Genomic DNA, 15,643 nt, shown 5'->3' with positions numbered 1-15,643 from the left:
CGTGTTCGGGATCGGCTACTCGGCCCTGGCCACAGCGGGCGTGGTCACAATGCGCCAAGGCGACTTCCACTCCTCGGGCGACGCACTCCTGGTCGTCTGGATCGGCATGGTCGCATTCGCCGGCTACGGGCTCGCGCTGACCGCCGCGGCCCACTCGTACTGGATACGGACCCGCGGCCTACCAGAAGAGAGTTGACGTTCGGCACCTGAGCGCTTCAGGTGGCGAAACTCGCCACCTGAAGCGCCCAGTCACAGCAAATGTGACTGAGCGTTTCACTTGGCAGATGTGTGCTTGAGCTGGCGGCGCTGAGCGCTCTAGTTGGCGGGCTGCGCGCCAGGAAGCGTCGGCAAGATTTATGTTCTCGGCTCGGACGCGTTCGAATCGCCGGGTCTCCGTGCGGCCTGCGGGACAGCTATCCGACGAGTGCCTGGGTGCCGAGCACGGTCAGCAGGGCGAGGCGTTCGGCGTCCTCGGTGCCAGGCTCGGTCGTGTAGATCATGATGCGCAGGTCGCTGCCCGCGACGCTGAGCAGGTCGCAATCCAGCGTCAAGGCGCCCACCTGCGGGTGATCAACGGTCTTGCGCGCCGCCACGTGCCGGCCTACGGCTCCGGAATCCCACAGCTCGGCGAACCGGTCACTGTTCGCGCGCAGCTCCGCGACCAGACGCCGCAGCCGCTGGTCTGACGGATATCGACTCATCGTCGTACGCAACTCGAAGACCTGCGCTGCCTCGAGCGCGCGCCGGGTCTGAGGAGAGTGGCGGACGCGGCTGCCCGAGCCGAGGAAGTTGCGCCACACCGCGTTGCGCTCGTTGCCGTGATACTGACCCATCAATGCCGTGTACAGCGGGTTGGCCAGCAGCAGTGTCCACGCCGCGTCGGAGACCGCGACGGGCGTCCCGGTCAGCCTGTCCAGCATCCGCTGAACGCTTGGCGTGATGTAGGCGGGCACCGTGCCCTGCCCCGGCGGTACGAGTCCGGCGGCGTGGAACAGATGCTCGCGCTCGGCTCCGGACAAGCGCAGAGCCCGGCCCAGGGCCTCGACGACTTGTTCCGACGGGTTGGTCGCCCGGCCCTGTTCGAGGCGGGTGACATAGTCGACGGAGATCCCGGCCAGCAGGGCGAGTTCCTCGCGGCGCAGCCCGGCTGCGCGCCGATGGCCGCCGGTAGGTAGCCCGGCCGCCCCCGGTGAGACCCGGTCGCGCCAGCGCCGCACCATGTGCCCGAACTCTGTGGTCGCCATGACACTACTGTGCACCGCTGTACTTGGACCTTCCTGGTACTGACAGTCCCAGGAAGACGGGACGCCTGGCTGACCGGGCGGCTCCGCCGCATCGTGGGCACATGACAGCAACACTGATCACCGGAGCGAACAAGGGTCTCGGCTTCGCGACCGCCCGTCGGCTCATTGCCGCGGGCCACACCGTCTACATCGGAAGCCGGGACGGCGAACGCGGACATCGGGCCGCCGAGCAGCTGGGCGCGCGGGTGGTCCAGCTCGACGTCACCGACGACGCGTCCGTGGAAGCCGCGGTGAAGACCATCGAGGCCGACGGGGGGCTGGACGTACTGATCAACAACGCCGGCATCGCCAAGGAGTGGGGTGACGACAACGTCGTGATCGGCCCCGCGGATGTGACCGCCGACGTGATGCGGCAGACGTTCGAGACGAACGTCTTCGGTACGGTCCGCGTCCTCCACGCATTTCTCCCGCTGCTGCAGCGTTCCGCCGCCCCTGTCGTGGTCAATGTCAGCAGTGGCCTGGCCTCGCTGACCCGGGTCACCACCCCGAGCGACCCGGCGTACGCCTACCAGGGCGTGGCCTATCCGGCGTCGAAGAGCGCGGTCAACATGATCACCGTGCAGTTCGCGAAGGCGTGCCCGAGCATGCGGATCAACGCGGTGGAGCCCGGATTCACCAAGACCGACCTGAACGGGAACACCGGCATCCAGACCGTCGAGCAGGGCAGCGAGATCATCGTCCGCATGGCCCAGGTCGGCCCCGACGGCCCCACCGGAGGCTACTTCGACGCCGAAGGCACCCTTCCCTGGTAGCGCGAGCGCAGTGGCACCCAGGTGGCGACCGTGAACTTGCGGTGACCTTGCCGACCGGGCGCGCGGCCCCTTGACCACTGAGCGCTTCGAATGGCGAATCCCGCCAACTGAAGCGCTCGGTCTCAATAACAGGTCACCCGCTGGTGAAGTCGGCCCCGAAACGCTGCCCAGCACCGAGGACCCCTGCCAAACTGGACCCGGCCTCGTCGCTCCCGCCGCAGGCAACACCCCCAGGGGCACCAACAACCTGCGGTGAACTCACAGAACGGCCCGCCATCCTCCAGGGACAGTGGGCCGATGAGTGGCCCCGATCAACATGGCCACCGAATCCACCCTTGTCGCCATTGCTGCCGTACGCCGCGGCTCCCGCACCTTCGGTGGCGGGCAAGGCGATCGAGCCGCACCGAGGTCGATGAGGGATGGGACGGCTGCGATGGCGCCGATACGTGAGGCTTGGAGGCTGCGTGGGCGGCGAGGACGGCGAGGACGGCGTGCAGACCGTCGTGGAGGGTCGCGTTGCGGTGGCTGTGGCCGAGGACCAGGTCGCGGAAGGCTTCGTGTTCGGCGACGAGGGGTTCTTGTTTGGGGATCGCGTAGCGGGTGACGTCGCCTTCGGTGACGCCGCGGAATGCGGCGAGGGCCTCCCACTGGGTGTGGGTGGAGCCGTTGGCCCAGTAGGAGAGGTCGGCGGTGAGGGTGTCGGCGACGAGGATGCCGTGGTCGCCGATGACGACGGTGGTTCGTTCCTTGAGCGGGGAGACCCAGTTGACCTGGTGGTGGGTGATGGTGCCGTCGGTCAGCTGCCCGAGGGCGGCGCCCCCGAGGGCGGCGAGGAGGTCTTCGTGGGGGCGGCCGCTGCGGTGGGCGGTGCGGGCGGCGATCGAGGTGTAGCGGGTGTTGGTGATCCATGCGGTCAGGTCGAGGTCGTGGGTGGCCAGGTCGTGGATCACTCCGACGTCGGTGATCCGTACCTAGGAACCGGTACGGCGGGTGGCGACCGAGAACACGTCCCCGAGCTGGCCGGCTTTCCAGTCGCTGGCGTAGCACAATCAGTGCGGGGTTGAAGCGTTCTATGTATCCGACGGCGGCCGGGACTGCGGCGGTGTGGAATGCCTGGGCGAGCCGTCTGGCTGAGTCGGGGTCACCTGCGAGCGGTTTCTCGAAGGGGGTGGGGACACCGGCTGCGGCGAGGGCGGTGCCCAGCAGTTCGTGCAGCAGGGTGGGGCAGGCCAGTACCGCGTAGTCGAGGCCGAGCTTCAGTAGTGCGTCCAGGTCCGCCAGGACGGGTATGCCGTCGGCGGCGTGGTAGCGGTCGCCGTGCGGGTCGAGCGTGCCGACCAGTTCGGTGCCGTTCAGGGTTCGCAGGACCCTGGCGTGGTGGCGGCCCATCCGGCCCAGTCCGATCAGTCCGACCCTCAGCGCGTTCATGCGGCACGCTCTGCGGCATGGGCCAGTGTGGTCACGGCCTGGGCGACGTCGTTGATCTGTGTGGTGGTCAGCCCGGGGTGGATTGGCAGGGACAGCACCTGGTCGGCGGCGGCGTCGGTGTGCGGGAGGTCGATGACGGTGGCGTGGGCGGGTGAGCGGGATGGGGTAGTGGACGCTGGTGCCGATCCCTGCCCGCTGCAGATTGTGGGCGAAGGTGTCGCGGCCGCCGAGACCGGGGCCGATGCGGACGGTCTACTGGTGCCAGACGTGACCGGCTCCCTCCGCTGTGGTGGGCAGGGTCAGCCCCGGCAGGTCGGTGAGGTGCTGCTGAGGCGGGCGGCGTTCACGCGTCGGCGGTCGGTCAGGGATGGAAGTCTGCGGAGCTGGTTGCGGGCGATGGCGGCGCTGACGTCGCTCATCCTCCCGTCAGTGCCCACGATCTGGTGGTGGTAGCGCTGCTCCATCTTGGCCTCACGCCGGGCCGCTTGCCGCGGGTGCTCTCCCCGGTCCAGTCCACCGCCGACGATCTCCCAGGTCCCGTCGCCGTAGGACGGCTGGACCAGGAGAATGCGGCCGTCGGCGTCGTGGATGATCAGGCCGCGCCGGCGATGTTCTCTGAACCAGACCATCGCTCTGGCTTGCAGGAGTCGCCTCGGACCGCTGCTTCGCGTTCGGCTCTTGCTGCCGTGAGTGAGGCTCTTGACCCTCACGTGGCGTCAGGCTGCATAGTCGGTGCCGTGGAGGATCACTGGACCGTGGGACGCGTCGCCGAGCTCGCCGGCGTGAGCGTCCGCACGCTGCATCACTATGACGAGATCAGGCTCGTTCGGCCGTCGGCGCGGACCGTGGCCGGGTACCGGGCCTATTCAGCGGGCGACGTGGAGAGGCTGCGGGAGGTGCTGGCCTATCGGCGGTTGGGCTTCGGGCTGCGGGAGGTTGCGGAACTGGTCGGCGACCCGTCCACCGACGCGGTCGCGCACCTGCGCCGACTGCGCGGCCTTCTGCTGGAGCGGCGTGATCGCGCTGACGCCATGGTGGCGGCCATCGACAGGGAACTTGAGGCACGGGCGAAGGGACTGAAGGTGACACCGGAGGAGCAACTGGAGATGCTCGGTGCACGGCTGTACGACGCGATCGGCGGCGCTTACACCGCGACACGGCGTACCGAGCCGCGGATCGCCGCGCAGATCTGGGACGCGCTCGGGGACGCGCAGACCGTGCTGAACGTCGGAGCCGGCACTGGCTCCTACGAGCCTGCTGATCGCGACGTGACCGCAGTGGAGCCATCGGCGGTCATGCGGGGCAGCGGCCTGCCGGCTCGGCGCCGTGCGTAGCCGCCGCGGAGAGCCTGCCATTCGAGGACCACTCCTTCGACGTCGCGATGGCCGTCTCCACCGTTCACCACTGGGGGGACCCGATAGCGGGCCTGCGCGAGATGCGGCGCGTGGCCCGCCGCGTGGTGGTGCTTACGTTCGACACCGACGAGCCCGGATGGCAGGACCGGTTCTGGCTTACCCGCGACTACCTGCCCGAGTTCGCCGCCGTCCTCGCAGAACTTCCCTCGCTTGCTGGGATGGCCGACGCGATCGGCGCCCGCGTTGAGCCGGTGCCCATCCCGTGGGACTGCGCTGACGGCCTGTTCGAGGCGTACTGGCGCCGACCGGGGGCGTATCTGGAGGATCACGTGCGTCGTGCGATGTCGGTGTGGACGAGGGTCGGGCCGGAGGCCGAGCAGCGGGCGGTACGAAGCCTCAGCGACGACCTCGACTCCGGCCTGTGGGCCGAGCGCAACAGCGAACTCGCCGACCGCGACGCGGCAGATCTCGGCCTCCGCCTGCTCATAGCTTGAACCGCGTCGCAGCGTCTGTGTCATGGCGGCTCCTGGGCGGCCCGCCGGTCATGTGCGGCGCTGACCGGGCATGGCGCTGTGGACAGGACAGGACCAGCGGCGCGACCCGGCATGCCCAGGCCGATCGCCCGCGAGCTCCGCTGGTCGATCCGCGCAAGCTTGTCCTCCGCTCCGGCGAGGCTGATTCGCAGACCTTCGATCTCGCCGACCATCCGGTACGGCTCGTACCGATCGCCGGTCTCCACCAGCCGACCCCACCGAGGGACCACCAACGTCGCCAGATCCCGCCCGGGAACATGTTCGTCCAGCCGAAACACGGCAGGGCCACACTCGGCACGATGCTCGGGGAGTTCAAGGGCAACGCCCGGCCCAAGTTCACGACCGCGCGCTCCACGCAGTCCTGGAACGACGCGATCGCCCCGGTGGAAGCCATGATGCGCGCTCTATGGGACGGGCAGACTTCACGGCACGGCAAGCAGAACCCGACCGTGCCAGAGACCCTGGAGGCCGCGCGGGCCGGCCTCCGCCTCGCAGCCACCCTCGTGCAGTGGTTCGCATCCGGCGCCGTCGTGCGTAACCCCTGAGCAGGACCGGCGGAGAGTCGCACCCTTGGCATGAAACGGGTCCGTGGCTGCAAGTCGCAGCCACGGGCGAGAGGGTGCCGAACCGTCCTGACTACCTGGCCGCGGCACCACAGCGGCCTCGCGTCTGCGCCGATGACTTACGGACGTTGTCGAGCCACGTGCCGAGCTTGATCACCACGGGCCCGTCAGCACCGCCCTGACACCCTTCCGGACCGTCCCCCACCTCCAGGTGTTCGGCATGCTTCCGAGGTACGCGGAGGTGCCCTTCCCGGGCGTGGAACTGCTGAGCCGCAGCGAGGTTGAGGGCCCACATGGTGTCCTGCGTCATCCGCTGAGTTGGTTCAGTGGCTCAGGCCACGGCGGCCCGGGCAGTGACCGCATCCGCCGGATCCCAGCCGGCTCGTGGCACCGAGGCCAGCAGCAGCCGGGTGTACGGGTCCTGCGGACCGGCCAGCACCCCGGCCGTCGGTCCTTGCTCCACCACCGTGCCGCGGCGCATCACCAAGACCTCGTCCGTGATGTGGTGGACGACCGCCAGGTCGTGGCTGACGAAGACAGGGCCATCCCGGTGTCGGCGTTGGCGGAACCGGCGTTCCGGGTCGGAGAGGCCGACCGTGTCGAGGAGGTGATTCGGCCGCCGCCGGAAGTGGGCCTGTGAGAAGCCGCATCGGCAGCCCCGTGACTGTGCCCATTCACACCGGCTCAGCTCTCAACACCCCACGCATACAGTGGAAATGCCCGACGCCGGCCTTCCGCAGCACCCTTTAGGCATGCTGCCATGCGAACATCAATACGTACGGCTGCTGTCCTGGCGCTGCCCCTTCTTCTGACGGTGTCGGCGTGTGCCGGTTCGTCGGGGTTCTCCGTGCCGTCGAACGCCTGCGACTTGTTGTCGGATTCCACTGTCCAGGACATGACTGGCCGCGGCAGCATGTATGCCACGAAGGTGGACACTTCCCCGACGGGCAAGTCCGAGAAGCTCGTGGCCTGCAACTACCTGGACCCCGGCGACCGGACCAGCGGCAACCAGATCTACGGCACGGTCGGCGTGGACACGGCACCGAAGGAGACGGACACATCGGCCGCCGGCTATCTGGCCGCGGACGTGTCCCGCAGCGACTTCGCCGCCGCGCTGACAACCCGGGTCACCGGAGTCGGTGACGCCGCCACGTCCGGCGTGGGCCAGGGCGCGGGCGGCCGGACCTGCACCGTCGTGCTCGCGGTGAAGGAAGCCGGCGATCAGGTTGCGCACGTGTCGGTCGCCATCGCGCAGGCGTCACCGGACCGGCAGAAGGTCGAGGATCTCGCACGCGAGATCCTCGACAAGCTCTGAACTTGTCTTTTTAGAGGAGCTAACAGAAAGCTTCGCGTTGGGCCTTGTCCCTTGCCGTCGTGGATCGTTGGTCTGGTCATGGGGCATGGGAAGGGTCCGCTGTGGTTGGTGTCGGACGATCTGTGGGGCCGGGTCGAGCCGCTGTTGCCGGTGCGTGAGCGCAGGTTGAGAAATGTGGGTCGCCTGCCGCTGGAGGACCGTCGGTGTTTGCAGGGGATCTTGTTCGTGCTGCACACCGGCATCCAATGGAAGTGGCTGCCGCAGGAGCTCGGCTTCGGCTCTGGCATGACGTGCTGGCGCCGGCTGCGGGACTGGAACGAGGCCGGTTTGTGGGACCGGCTCCACCAGGTGCCACTGACGGAGTTGCACCGGGCGGGCAAGCTTGACTGGTCACGGGCGGTGATCGACGGCTCGCACCACCAGGCGCGTCGGGGCGGCCCAAAACCGGGCCGAGTCCGGTCGACCGTGCCAGACCGGACTCGAAACACCGCGTGATCACCGACGCGCACGGCACCCCACTGGCCGTCACGCTCACCAGCGGTAACCGCCACGATGTCACCCAGCTGCTACCTCTCCTCGATGCGATACCGCATATCAAGGGCCGCACCGGCAGACCCCGCCACCGGCCGCGGCAGCTGTTCGCCGACCGCGGCTACGACTACGACAAGTACCGCCACCTGCTGTGGAAACGCGGGATCAAGCCCGTAATCGCACGACGCGGCGTGCCACACGGCTCCGGCCCGCTCGGACTCACACGTCGGCGAGCCGACGGTCGCCTGGGTGGTTTGCCCGGTTTCTGCGGCCCCTTTTCCTGCTCCGCGGCCTCTTCCAGTGCCGCCAGGACCTCCGGTTCCACCACCATCCCGGCCGCGTCGTGATGGGCGCGGGCCACCGTGGAGTCCATGCTGACAAGGGACATGTCGGCCTGGCCGCGCCGCGCGGCCTCGGCGATCATCCCCTCCATCAGCGCGGCGAACACGTCGAGGTCGCGCCACTGGGCAAAGCGGTCGTAGACCGTCTGCCAGGCCCCGAACTCCTCGGGCATCTCCCGCAATTGGCTGCCAGTGCGGAACCGCCAGATGACGTCCTGGAACTGTTCGCGCAGGCGCTGCTGGAAGGGGTCGTACCGTCCTATCGGCAGGAACGGCTCTATCAGTTCCCACTCACCATCGCTCAGTTCACGTCGCATCACCGCAGCGTTCTACCAGCTCGGCGTGCCCCTCGGGTCCGAAACAGACTGCACTGATCACGACTCCAGACAGACCCTAGATCCGTGCCCGAGGGCGGGCACGGCCGCTGGGGGGACTGCTGGACCCCCGCTCTGCGCCTACCGCTAGAGTGCGATGCTTGTTCGATTCGCCGCAGGGCGGAGGGGGAGGGGTTGTGAGCGCACAACTGAGAGACATCGCCGGGGAGTTGGCGGAGATTTTGTGGCGGGAACACACCGTGTACCGGGAGCGGTCCGGCGGTGTGGTCATCCGGGGTGAGCATGTACGGCGGTGGATCAGCCTCGCTCCGGCGGGCGGCCGGGACGAGGTCCTCGTACGCGCGGGGCGCATCCTGGACGGAGGCACCACCGCTCCGGCGCGTTCGGAGGCCGTGGTGCCCCTCTCCGCCGGTACAGGCGTGCTCGCCGCGACCTGCCGTCGCCTGCTCGCCGAGGCGGCGGCCGATGCGGCGCCGCTCGTGCCGGGACGGGCAGCGCCCGGGCGGTCCAATCAGCCCGGGAAGGCCGCGCGTCCCAAAGGCAGTGGGAAACAAACCAGTTTCGGTTCATGGGCGATCCTCGCCTGCATCGCCGGTGTGATCGCCCTGTACGTCTACAGCACCGCGATGCACGGCTAACTACTACAGGGACATATCAGCCTGGCCACACGGGAAGGGGCCAGGTCGTAGAGGCGACCAGGCGGCGGCCCTTGCACATCTCCGCAGGTCGCAACCAGATATGTCCCTGTAGTACTAGGCGTCAAGGACGTCGTGCAGCTCGCGCACCGCGCTCTCCTCGCGGTGCTGGGCGGGGATCGAGTAGTAGAGGTCCGGCGCGCGGTTGGTGCACGAGTCCGGTGCGCCGCCCAGATCCTCCAGCCCCAGGAGGCAGTGCGACGGAGGAGGAGCTGAAGCCGGTCGTTGCGGAGACCATCACCGAGTCCTGTTTCACGGAATGGGGACCTGCACGCGGATTTTACGCACGTCCAGTCGATAGATTTCGAGTTCTGAAACGCCGAATTCTGGGCCTGCCCCTCGGGGTGCTTGTGACTGAGCGTTTTACTTGGCCAGTGAGTGTTCTGCTTGGCCAGTTGAGCGCTACTGAACTTGCATGAGTGATGTCGGCTTGGTCGTGGTCAGCTGTCCATGGTCAGGCCGGCCGCGAGGCTGCCGTCGCTGCATACGGCACGGCAGCTAAGGATGAAGGCGTCGACGGCATCATCCAGTTGGGTGTGGGGCCGGGCGACACCGATCTGGCTGGGACTGACGCCCGTCACGGGCCGGTAGACGACGTCCGGGCGCTGGTAGAAGCGGGCGGTCGCCTCGGGGGTGAGGCTGATGCCCTGGCCGTGGGCGATCGCGTTGAGCCATTCATCGGGGTTGTGCGCGACCGCGCCGATTCGCACCGGGTGCCCCTCGCGCTCATCGGCCGCGAGCCAGTAGTCGCGCCATTCACCTGACTTGGCGGGGGTCGCCACGAACGGTTCGTCGTACAGATCCTGGAACGGGATCCGGTCCTCCCTTGCGAGGCGATGCCCCGCAGGCAGAGCGATCCAGCGTGGCTCGGTCAGCAGCACCTCGACGTCGAAGTCGCTCTGCGCGGGCACCGGCAGGCGCAGCAGGGCCACGTCGACCTCGCCGGTGGCTAGCCCTGCAGTGGGGTCGGTCCATTCGGTCTGCCGCATCTGGACCCGCCAGCCGGGCCGGCGCCGGGCGAAGTCGGCGATGATCAGCTGGGTGCGCTCATTGGCGGCGCTGGCCACGAAGCCGACCCGCAGCGTGCGCGCGGCCCGGGTCGTGGCGCCCCGGGTAACACGCAGCGCACGCTCCCACGCGGTCAGCACGGCGCCGGCGTGGGCGGCCAGAGCCTCGCCGGCCTCGGTGGGGGCCATCCCGGCACGGGAACGGACGAACAGGCCCACTCCCAGCTGGGCTTCCAGCTGCCGGATCTGCTTCGTCAGCGCGGGCTGCGAGATGTAGAGCCGCTCGGCGGCCCGCGTGAGGTTGCCTTCCTCGACCACCGCGGCGAAGTACCTCAGCAGACGGGTGTCGATATCCATGCCGCCAGGTTATGGAAGCAGGTATTGGACGACTACAGCAGCCCGGCGAGATCGTTGATCACGCGACCGGGACAGCCCGGTACTGAACCCGCCGGAGAGCATCCAGATGACGACGAGTGAAGCCGTGCCCGACCCGAAGATCGAGGCCATCAACCACTTCTTCTCTGCCTACGCCGCCAACGGCGTCAAAGCGATGAGCGTGGTCCTGGCTCCGGACATCGAATGGACCATCCCGGGCCACCACCCGCTGTCGGGTACCAAGCACGGACTCGACGAAGTGGTCAGCTTCTTCGATCAGCTCGGCAAGGCGGGCTTCCAGGCCGAGCCCGTATTCCTCGGCAGCAACGGCGAGTACGTCGTCGACATCCACCGAGGCTGGACGACCCAGGGCGTGGGCCAGGTCGACACGATGTGGGCACTGGTATGGCACTTCGACGACGACGGCCAGGTCAATCGAGTGGTCAACCTCAGCGGCGACCAACACCAGATGGACAACTACGTCTGGGCCAACTTCCCGCTGGCACCCCTTCCAGCCCGCCTCGCCCGATGGCAGAAGGAAACAGCATGAAGATCATTGTGATCGGAGCGACCGGCACCATCGGCCGTGCAGTCGCAGACGCGTTGGAGACCGAGCACGAGGTGATACGGGCTTCACGCAACAGCACCACACGGGTCGACCTCGAGACGCCAGCCTCCATCGACGCCCTTTTCGACACTGTCGGCACAGTGGACGCGGTCATCTGCTGCGCGGCCAGTGGTCAGCTGACCCCACTCGCCGCCCCTTCCGACGATGATTTCACTCTCGGTCTGAAAGGCAAGCTGCTGGGGCAGGTGATGCTGCTCCGCCGAGCTCTGGATCATGTGCGGGACGGCGGCTCCATCACACTCACCAGCGGCGTCTTTCAGGAGCCGACGCCGGGCAGCTCGTTCGGCGCTCTTGTCAATGCCGGCCTGGAAGCATTCGTCCAGGCTGCTGCCATCGAGATGCCCCGCAGACTAAGGGTGAACGTCGTCAGCCCAGGATGGGTGAAGGAGACGCTCGAAAAGCTCGGTATGGACAACGAGGGAGGCACGCCGGCGAGCGACGTCGCCGACGCCTACATCGGGGCCGTCACAGGAGAGATGCAGGGACAGATATTGACCCCTTCGCCCCGCTGACAGCTGGAGTGTCAGCAAACGAGCGGAAGTTGCTACCGAACCGGCTCGGTCGTGGTCAGCTGTCCGTGGTCAGTTAACCCCGATTGAGCCGGCGTACTGCCGCCAGCACGTGGGTCGAGTCGGTGCGGATCCGGCCACGGCGATTGACCAGGCCCGCAGCCGCAAGATGTTCGACCATCACAGCCAGCAGCCGGTCTGCACGGTCCTCTTCGGCCAGCCGGTCACGGAACTCGCTCAGCACCGAGAAGTCGAAGCCAGCGTCGTCCAGCTCCAGGCCCAGGGAGTACTTCCAGTCCAGACGGCACCGGACGGCCTCCGCCGCCTGCCGGTCGGATTCTCCGTGTATTGCAACACCGACACCAGTGCGAGCCGGGCCGTTGACAGACCCGGGCGCCCGTCCGCCGGATACCAGTCGGCGAAAATCCTCGTCCACGAACAGCTCGTCGAGCCGGTCACGCATCCACATCGCTGCCGTGCCACGCGGATTACTCGCCCGGGCCATCTTCACGGTCAATGGCGGAACCACTCGACCAGAACCACACCCCATCGACATTCCGGCCCCCTCCGACCGGCAGAGACTGCCCCGCTCAACAACGGCAGCACACCACCGCCAGAGCGAACAACCCCTCGGGGGCAGGCTTCACCCCACCGAGCGAAGCTCACCAACAGCATCCATTCCGTGAATGATTTGCTGGCTCTCGTCGGCAGGAGGCGCGCGCGTTACGTGAGCTGCGAGGACCACACGTCATCGGGGTCCGGTGAAGCCGGACTCAAGATCGCTCACGGAATGTGCCAGAACCGAAACTCGTGAACATTCCGTCCCGGCCTTGGGAGCCTCATGCCTCAAACCAGTGTCGAAGTGCTGTCCGTTCTCATGGACGAAGCCAGCAATCCAACCCACCACCCAGGGCACCCTCGTGCTGGAGCTGGAGCTATTCCTGGGTTCGCGGACCGACTTCGCGTACGACCGCGTACGTCGGGATCCCGCTCATGCGGGCTTGCCGAGCGCCATGGCCGTCACCACAGTGGCGGTTGGACGTCCGCTGTCCGAGCGCAGCTGTGCTGAGGCGTGGGCGGTTCTACAGACAGTGCCGTACGTGGTTGGCGTTCGGCGATGAGCATTTCTGCCAGCGCCTGTCTGAGGCGGCGTCCTCCCGTGATGTACGTGCGGGCACGCGCGAGTGTCTCGGCAGGCCATGGCATCAGGGGCATGAGGCGGTCGACGACAACGACGCCGGCCGTCGTGAACGGGGCGGCGAGCAGCCGGGACGGTTACGTCGCTGGGTCGGGTGGGCCGGAGCGGTTCCTCCCGGACACGCACCACCGTCCACTCGGGCCTGTGGTGTTCTAGGGCCTCTGCCTTGAGCCGGTCGCGCTCGGCTGAGTCACGGGGCCAGTATGAGCCGTCGAACTCCACCACGACCGTCCGGCCTTGTTCCGCTGGGAAGACCACGTCGAGCCGGAAACGGGCGTGCGGTGTCCGAAGAGGGTACTGCTGCTCGCCGCCCGTGAGGGCGTGCTGGCTCCGCGGACAACTCTTTCTCCTGCCTCGATACGCTCGTCCGCTTCCGGCAACGCGGGCACCCTTGCCTGCTCAGGAACACCTGAGCGGCCTGCGCCGACCGTGGGTCGTGGCCTGCAGGACAGCGCCACCAGACCGGGGCGTTGGATCCCGCTGTTATCTCGGCAGGAGTCAGTGCGCCGTTCAGCTCGGGGTGTCACAGGGCCGCGACCTCGGGCTTTCGCTCGCCAGATCCTGGTAGCGCACACGGCCGGAACAGGCGGGGCGCTTGGCCAGGCCGCGGACACGGTGGAACGCCTTGGCCCGGAACTCGTCGGCGCATGCCGCGCTCTCCCACCAGACCACACGATGTGAGCCCGCGGTGATGTGGGCAGCGCTCGGGATGTCGTTGCGTGTCGGATGCCATTCCGCTGCGAGATCCGGTCGGGCGTCCGGCAGAGCGGGGGCGCGCCGCTCTCCCGCACAGTGCGGACACCCCGACCCGGCGATCGCCCGGCGATCCAGGGCCGGTGCGTCGCCCTGGTCGACGACGTGGTCCGCTCCGGCGGCAGTCTGCTGACGGCGGCCCGCCGGCTGCGGATCGCCGGGGCCAAGGTCACCGACGCCCTGTGCGTCCTGGAGCGGCCGCTGGGCGGCCGACTACTTCCGTCCACGAAGGCGGGTGAAGAGGCGTGAAGCAGGCGGCGCTCTTCGAACTCGATGGCGTGCTCGCCGACAGCCACCACGCACCGCGGGCCGCCCTCGCCGGATTCGCGACCTTCCGCCTGGGGCGCCGCGTCACCGTCGCCGACCTGCTGCCCGACGCGGCGATCACCCCGCGCGACGAAGTCCTCGCCGGCCTCGGCGTGACCGGGCCGCTCGACGAGGAGGGCTGGGACGCGGCGACCGCGACGGCCACCCTCACCGCGCGGGGCTACCTCTTACGTCGTGCCGGTGCTGACCGAACTGCGGGCTGGGCCACTGGCATCGTCACCGCCCGCACCCCCCGCCGGGTGCCCTGGCTGCTTGGCGACGACGTCCGCGCACTGATGGACGTCATCGTCTGCAGCGACGACGCCCCGCTCAAGCTGTCGGGCGAGTCGGTTCTGCGGAGGTGAGCGTGAGCGCGTGGACGACGGCGCTCCGGCCGGGCCTTGCGCTCAGCCACAAGATCTCCGGCTGTAGCACCAGGGGCGTCACCTATGGAAACCAGACCTCGCAGATGCTGTCCTCGCCCACCTGGCTCCGATCGACAACGAACGCCGACTCGAAGCGCTCTTCATCCGCGTAGACGGACAGGGCGCCGCCGGTGAGCATGTGGAGGAAGCCGTCGTAGTCGAAGAACCCTTCACCACTGACGTCGTATCCCTCGCCCAGCCGGTCGGGGTCGATCCCCACAGCGGCCAGAATGGCACGCCGGTCGCCGGTAATCTCCAGCTCATCGAAGCCCTCAACCATCAGATCCGGGGTGCCGGGCACAGCAACAAGGATCTTCGTGAAGGAGGCGCCGAAGTCGCGTTCGCAGACAGCGACGATCCGGGCATCCGGATGCTTCTTCTTCTGCGCCTGGAACTCGTCCTCCAAAGCACTGGCCAGTACCCCGTCTTCGACAAGCGCCGGGTCGCTGATCTTCACCGTGGAGCTCCATATGGCCGCGCGTACGCCGTCCAGCTCGTCCCGGTCGGCGGGGCTTCCCGGATGCTCCAGCCGGGACGGAGCGTGCTCACGGCGGATCACCGAGACGGTTGACAGGGACAGCACTGCAGCCCTGGCCGCCCCCGGGTCGTGGGCAGTAGCGGACGGCCGCTCGTTGGGCTGGAGCGGGGCGGCGAAGGGGGGATGGACGATGACCAGCTGCGCGTGCCCGCTGTGACGGGGATTCACCTGTGTTCCGGGGGATACGGGACTCATACCGCCGAGCGTATGCCGCAGCCCATCACCAGGATGTAGCGGTCCTGCAGAGAAGGGGAGTTGACCCGGCTATCGAACCGTGTATCGACTACGGTCGGTACACTCATGTGCCTGGCGTGAGGTCTGCTCGTCGGTGCCGCATCGACCACGGGGCCCCTGGCGTCTACCTCTGATCTTGGCCAGTGCTCCGCCCGTCAGGGCGGGGGCGAAGGCCATCCTTGGCCCGGAGGCGCGGAGTGCCGGTCACCGGCACTACTGCCGGAGATCTTGTGACGGAGTCTGTGTGGTGTCGTTGACCGGGGATGATGCTGGAAGCCGCCACCCGGCACACCATCCCCACCAGCAATGCCCAACCGGGATACCCGGCGCCGGTGTGTTCCAGGTGGCCGGGTCGCCGAAGACGAACTCGCCACCGTGACGGGGCGGGCGGCCTCGGGTGCCTGGCTCACGGGGCGGGACCGCGCGGCGCGGGACGCGGTCCGAACGCATCCGGCCCAGCACCTGCACCGGCAGATCCTTCAGCAGGAAGGCCAGCCGCGGCACGTCGTATCCGGCGT

18 protein-coding genes and 7 pseudogenes are annotated in these 15,643 nt (G+C 68.1%); 11 read left to right on the top strand and 14 right to left on the bottom strand.

What is annotated here, in order from left to right; genetic code table 11:
• A pseudogene (locus tag ACGFU7_RS45505) lies at positions 1 to 196 on the top strand (hypothetical protein); the annotation flags it as partial.
• A 217-nt stretch (positions 197 to 413) separates the two neighbouring features.
• Here ACGFU7_RS45505 and ACGFU7_RS45500 read toward each other — a convergent pair.
• Positions 414 to 1,244, bottom strand: coding sequence for a helix-turn-helix transcriptional regulator (locus tag ACGFU7_RS45500; protein WP_393704435.1), 831 nt, complete (start codon positions 1,242 to 1,244; stop codon positions 414 to 416).
• A 101-nt stretch (positions 1,245 to 1,345) separates the two neighbouring features.
• Between ACGFU7_RS45500 and ACGFU7_RS45495 the strand changes: the two genes are divergently transcribed.
• Complete coding sequence (locus ACGFU7_RS45495; protein ID WP_393704433.1) at positions 1,346 to 2,056, top strand: SDR family NAD(P)-dependent oxidoreductase; 711 nt, start codon at positions 1,346 to 1,348, stop codon at positions 2,054 to 2,056.
• A gap of 311 nt (positions 2,057 to 2,367) precedes the next feature.
• On the opposite strand, the gene ACGFU7_RS45490 is transcribed toward ACGFU7_RS45495, so the two are convergent.
• The 4 genes and pseudogenes from ACGFU7_RS45490 to ACGFU7_RS45475 all read right to left on the bottom strand — a co-directional run bounded on the left by ACGFU7_RS45490 (position 2,368) and on the right by ACGFU7_RS45475 (position 4,113).
• Positions 2,368 to 3,006: a hypothetical protein gene (locus ACGFU7_RS45490; protein ID WP_393704431.1), complete on the bottom strand. Its 639-nt coding sequence runs from the start codon at positions 3,004 to 3,006 to the stop codon at positions 2,368 to 2,370.
• Between the two features lie 184 nt (positions 3,007 to 3,190).
• Positions 3,191 to 3,445 (bottom strand): annotated as a pseudogene (locus tag ACGFU7_RS45485) (Gfo/Idh/MocA family oxidoreductase); the annotation flags it as partial.
• A gap of 35 nt (positions 3,446 to 3,480) precedes the next feature.
• Entirely contained in the window at positions 3,481 to 3,618 is a 138-nt protein-coding gene (locus ACGFU7_RS45480; RefSeq protein WP_393704442.1) for a DegT/DnrJ/EryC1/StrS family aminotransferase, read from the bottom strand.
• A 165-nt stretch (positions 3,619 to 3,783) separates the two neighbouring features.
• Positions 3,784 to 4,113, bottom strand: a complete 330-nt coding sequence (locus tag ACGFU7_RS45475) for an NUDIX domain-containing protein (RefSeq protein WP_393704429.1) — start codon at positions 4,111 to 4,113, stop codon at positions 3,784 to 3,786.
• A 126-nt stretch (positions 4,114 to 4,239) separates the two neighbouring features.
• Here ACGFU7_RS45475 and ACGFU7_RS45470 point away from each other — a divergent pair.
• Both ACGFU7_RS45470 and ACGFU7_RS45465 read left to right on the top strand, forming a co-directional pair.
• Positions 4,240 to 5,333 (top strand): annotated as a pseudogene (locus ACGFU7_RS45470) (methyltransferase domain-containing protein).
• Positions 5,330 to 5,917, top strand: a complete 588-nt coding sequence (locus tag ACGFU7_RS45465; RefSeq protein WP_393704427.1) for a hypothetical protein — start codon at positions 5,330 to 5,332, stop codon at positions 5,915 to 5,917. The pseudogene ACGFU7_RS45470 and the gene ACGFU7_RS45465 overlap by 4 nt, the downstream one beginning before the upstream one ends.
• A 91-nt stretch (positions 5,918 to 6,008) precedes the next feature.
• Here the strand turns inward: ACGFU7_RS45465 and ACGFU7_RS45460 are convergent, their stop codons facing one another.
• Positions 6,009 to 6,230, bottom strand: a complete 222-nt coding sequence (locus ACGFU7_RS45460) for a helicase associated domain-containing protein (RefSeq protein WP_393704440.1) — start codon at positions 6,228 to 6,230, stop codon at positions 6,009 to 6,011.
• A gap of 36 nt (positions 6,231 to 6,266) precedes the next feature.
• A pseudogene (locus ACGFU7_RS45455) lies at positions 6,267 to 6,473 on the bottom strand (ABC transporter ATP-binding protein); the annotation flags it as partial.
• Positions 6,474 to 6,863: 390 nt separating this feature from the next.
• Between ACGFU7_RS45455 and ACGFU7_RS45450 the strand changes: the two are divergent.
• The gene (locus ACGFU7_RS45450; protein ID WP_393704425.1) at positions 6,864 to 7,250 is read left to right on the top strand and encodes a hypothetical protein; all 387 of its coding nucleotides are present in this window, start codon (positions 6,864 to 6,866) and stop codon (positions 7,248 to 7,250) included.
• 78 nt (positions 7,251 to 7,328) lie between these two features.
• Positions 7,329 to 8,044, top strand: a pseudogene (locus ACGFU7_RS45445) (IS5 family transposase); the annotation flags it as partial.
• Here ACGFU7_RS45445 and ACGFU7_RS45440 read toward each other — a convergent pair.
• Positions 8,038 to 8,442: pseudogene (locus tag ACGFU7_RS45440) on the bottom strand (transposase); the annotation flags it as partial. The pseudogenes ACGFU7_RS45445 and ACGFU7_RS45440 sit on opposite strands and share 7 nt — an antisense overlap.
• A gap of 191 nt (positions 8,443 to 8,633) precedes the next feature.
• Here ACGFU7_RS45440 and ACGFU7_RS45435 point away from each other — a divergent pair.
• Positions 8,634 to 9,095, top strand: a complete 462-nt coding sequence (locus tag ACGFU7_RS45435) for a hypothetical protein (protein WP_393704423.1) — start codon at positions 8,634 to 8,636, stop codon at positions 9,093 to 9,095.
• Positions 9,096 to 9,592: 497 nt separating this feature from the next.
• Here the strand turns inward: ACGFU7_RS45435 and ACGFU7_RS45430 are convergent, their stop codons facing one another.
• Complete coding sequence (locus ACGFU7_RS45430) at positions 9,593 to 10,516, bottom strand: LysR family transcriptional regulator (protein WP_393704421.1); 924 nt, start codon at positions 10,514 to 10,516, stop codon at positions 9,593 to 9,595.
• Between the two features lie 106 nt (positions 10,517 to 10,622).
• Here ACGFU7_RS45430 and ACGFU7_RS45425 point away from each other — a divergent pair, with 106 nt between their 5' ends.
• Both ACGFU7_RS45425 and ACGFU7_RS45420 read left to right on the top strand, forming a co-directional pair.
• Positions 10,623 to 11,084 carry a nuclear transport factor 2 family protein gene (locus ACGFU7_RS45425; protein ID WP_393704420.1) on the top strand — a complete coding sequence of 154 codons (462 nt, stop codon included), beginning with the start codon at positions 10,623 to 10,625 and terminating at the stop codon, positions 11,082 to 11,084.
• Positions 11,081 to 11,674 (top strand): short chain dehydrogenase, encoded by a 594-nt coding sequence (locus ACGFU7_RS45420; protein ID WP_393704419.1) that lies wholly within the window; start codon positions 11,081 to 11,083, stop codon positions 11,672 to 11,674. Before ACGFU7_RS45425 ends, ACGFU7_RS45420 begins: the two co-directional genes overlap by 4 nt.
• Positions 11,675 to 11,747: 73 nt before the next feature.
• Here the strand turns inward: ACGFU7_RS45420 and ACGFU7_RS45415 are convergent, their stop codons facing one another.
• The 3 genes from ACGFU7_RS45415 to ACGFU7_RS45405 form a co-directional block, all read right to left on the bottom strand.
• Positions 11,748 to 12,134, bottom strand: a complete 387-nt coding sequence (locus tag ACGFU7_RS45415; RefSeq protein WP_393704417.1) for a transposase — start codon at positions 12,132 to 12,134, stop codon at positions 11,748 to 11,750.
• A 925-nt stretch (positions 12,135 to 13,059) separates the two neighbouring features.
• Positions 13,060 to 13,383, bottom strand: coding sequence for a zinc-ribbon domain-containing protein (locus tag ACGFU7_RS45410; RefSeq protein ID WP_393704438.1), 324 nt, complete (start codon positions 13,381 to 13,383; stop codon positions 13,060 to 13,062).
• Complete coding sequence (locus tag ACGFU7_RS45405; protein WP_393704437.1) at positions 13,380 to 13,634, bottom strand: zinc-ribbon domain-containing protein; 255 nt, start codon at positions 13,632 to 13,634, stop codon at positions 13,380 to 13,382. Before ACGFU7_RS45405 ends, ACGFU7_RS45410 begins: the two co-directional genes overlap by 4 nt.
• A gap of 27 nt (positions 13,635 to 13,661) precedes the next feature.
• Between ACGFU7_RS45405 and ACGFU7_RS45400 the strand changes: the two genes are divergently transcribed.
• Together ACGFU7_RS45400 and ACGFU7_RS45395 are read left to right on the top strand one after the other, a co-directional pair.
• Complete coding sequence (locus ACGFU7_RS45400; protein ID WP_393704416.1) at positions 13,662 to 13,871, top strand: phosphoribosyltransferase; 210 nt, start codon at positions 13,662 to 13,664, stop codon at positions 13,869 to 13,871.
• Complete coding sequence (locus ACGFU7_RS45395; protein ID WP_393704415.1) at positions 13,868 to 14,293, top strand: HAD family hydrolase; 426 nt, start codon at positions 13,868 to 13,870, stop codon at positions 14,291 to 14,293. The genes ACGFU7_RS45400 and ACGFU7_RS45395 overlap by 4 nt, the downstream gene beginning before the upstream one ends.
• Before the next feature lie 82 nt (positions 14,294 to 14,375).
• Here the strand turns inward: ACGFU7_RS45395 and ACGFU7_RS45390 are convergent, their stop codons facing one another.
• Entirely contained in the window at positions 14,376 to 15,086 is a 711-nt protein-coding gene (locus tag ACGFU7_RS45390) for a DUF6333 family protein (protein WP_393704414.1), read from the bottom strand.
• Between the two features lie 369 nt (positions 15,087 to 15,455).
• Positions 15,456 to 15,643: pseudogene (locus ACGFU7_RS45385) on the bottom strand (transposase); the annotation flags it as partial.

The sequence above is a fragment of the Streptomyces sp. NPDC048473 genome (genome assembly GCF_043200155.1).
Lineage (GTDB): Bacteria > Actinomycetota > Actinomycetes > Streptomycetales > Streptomycetaceae > Streptomyces.
This window is presented reverse-complemented; position numbering and strand designations above follow the sequence as displayed.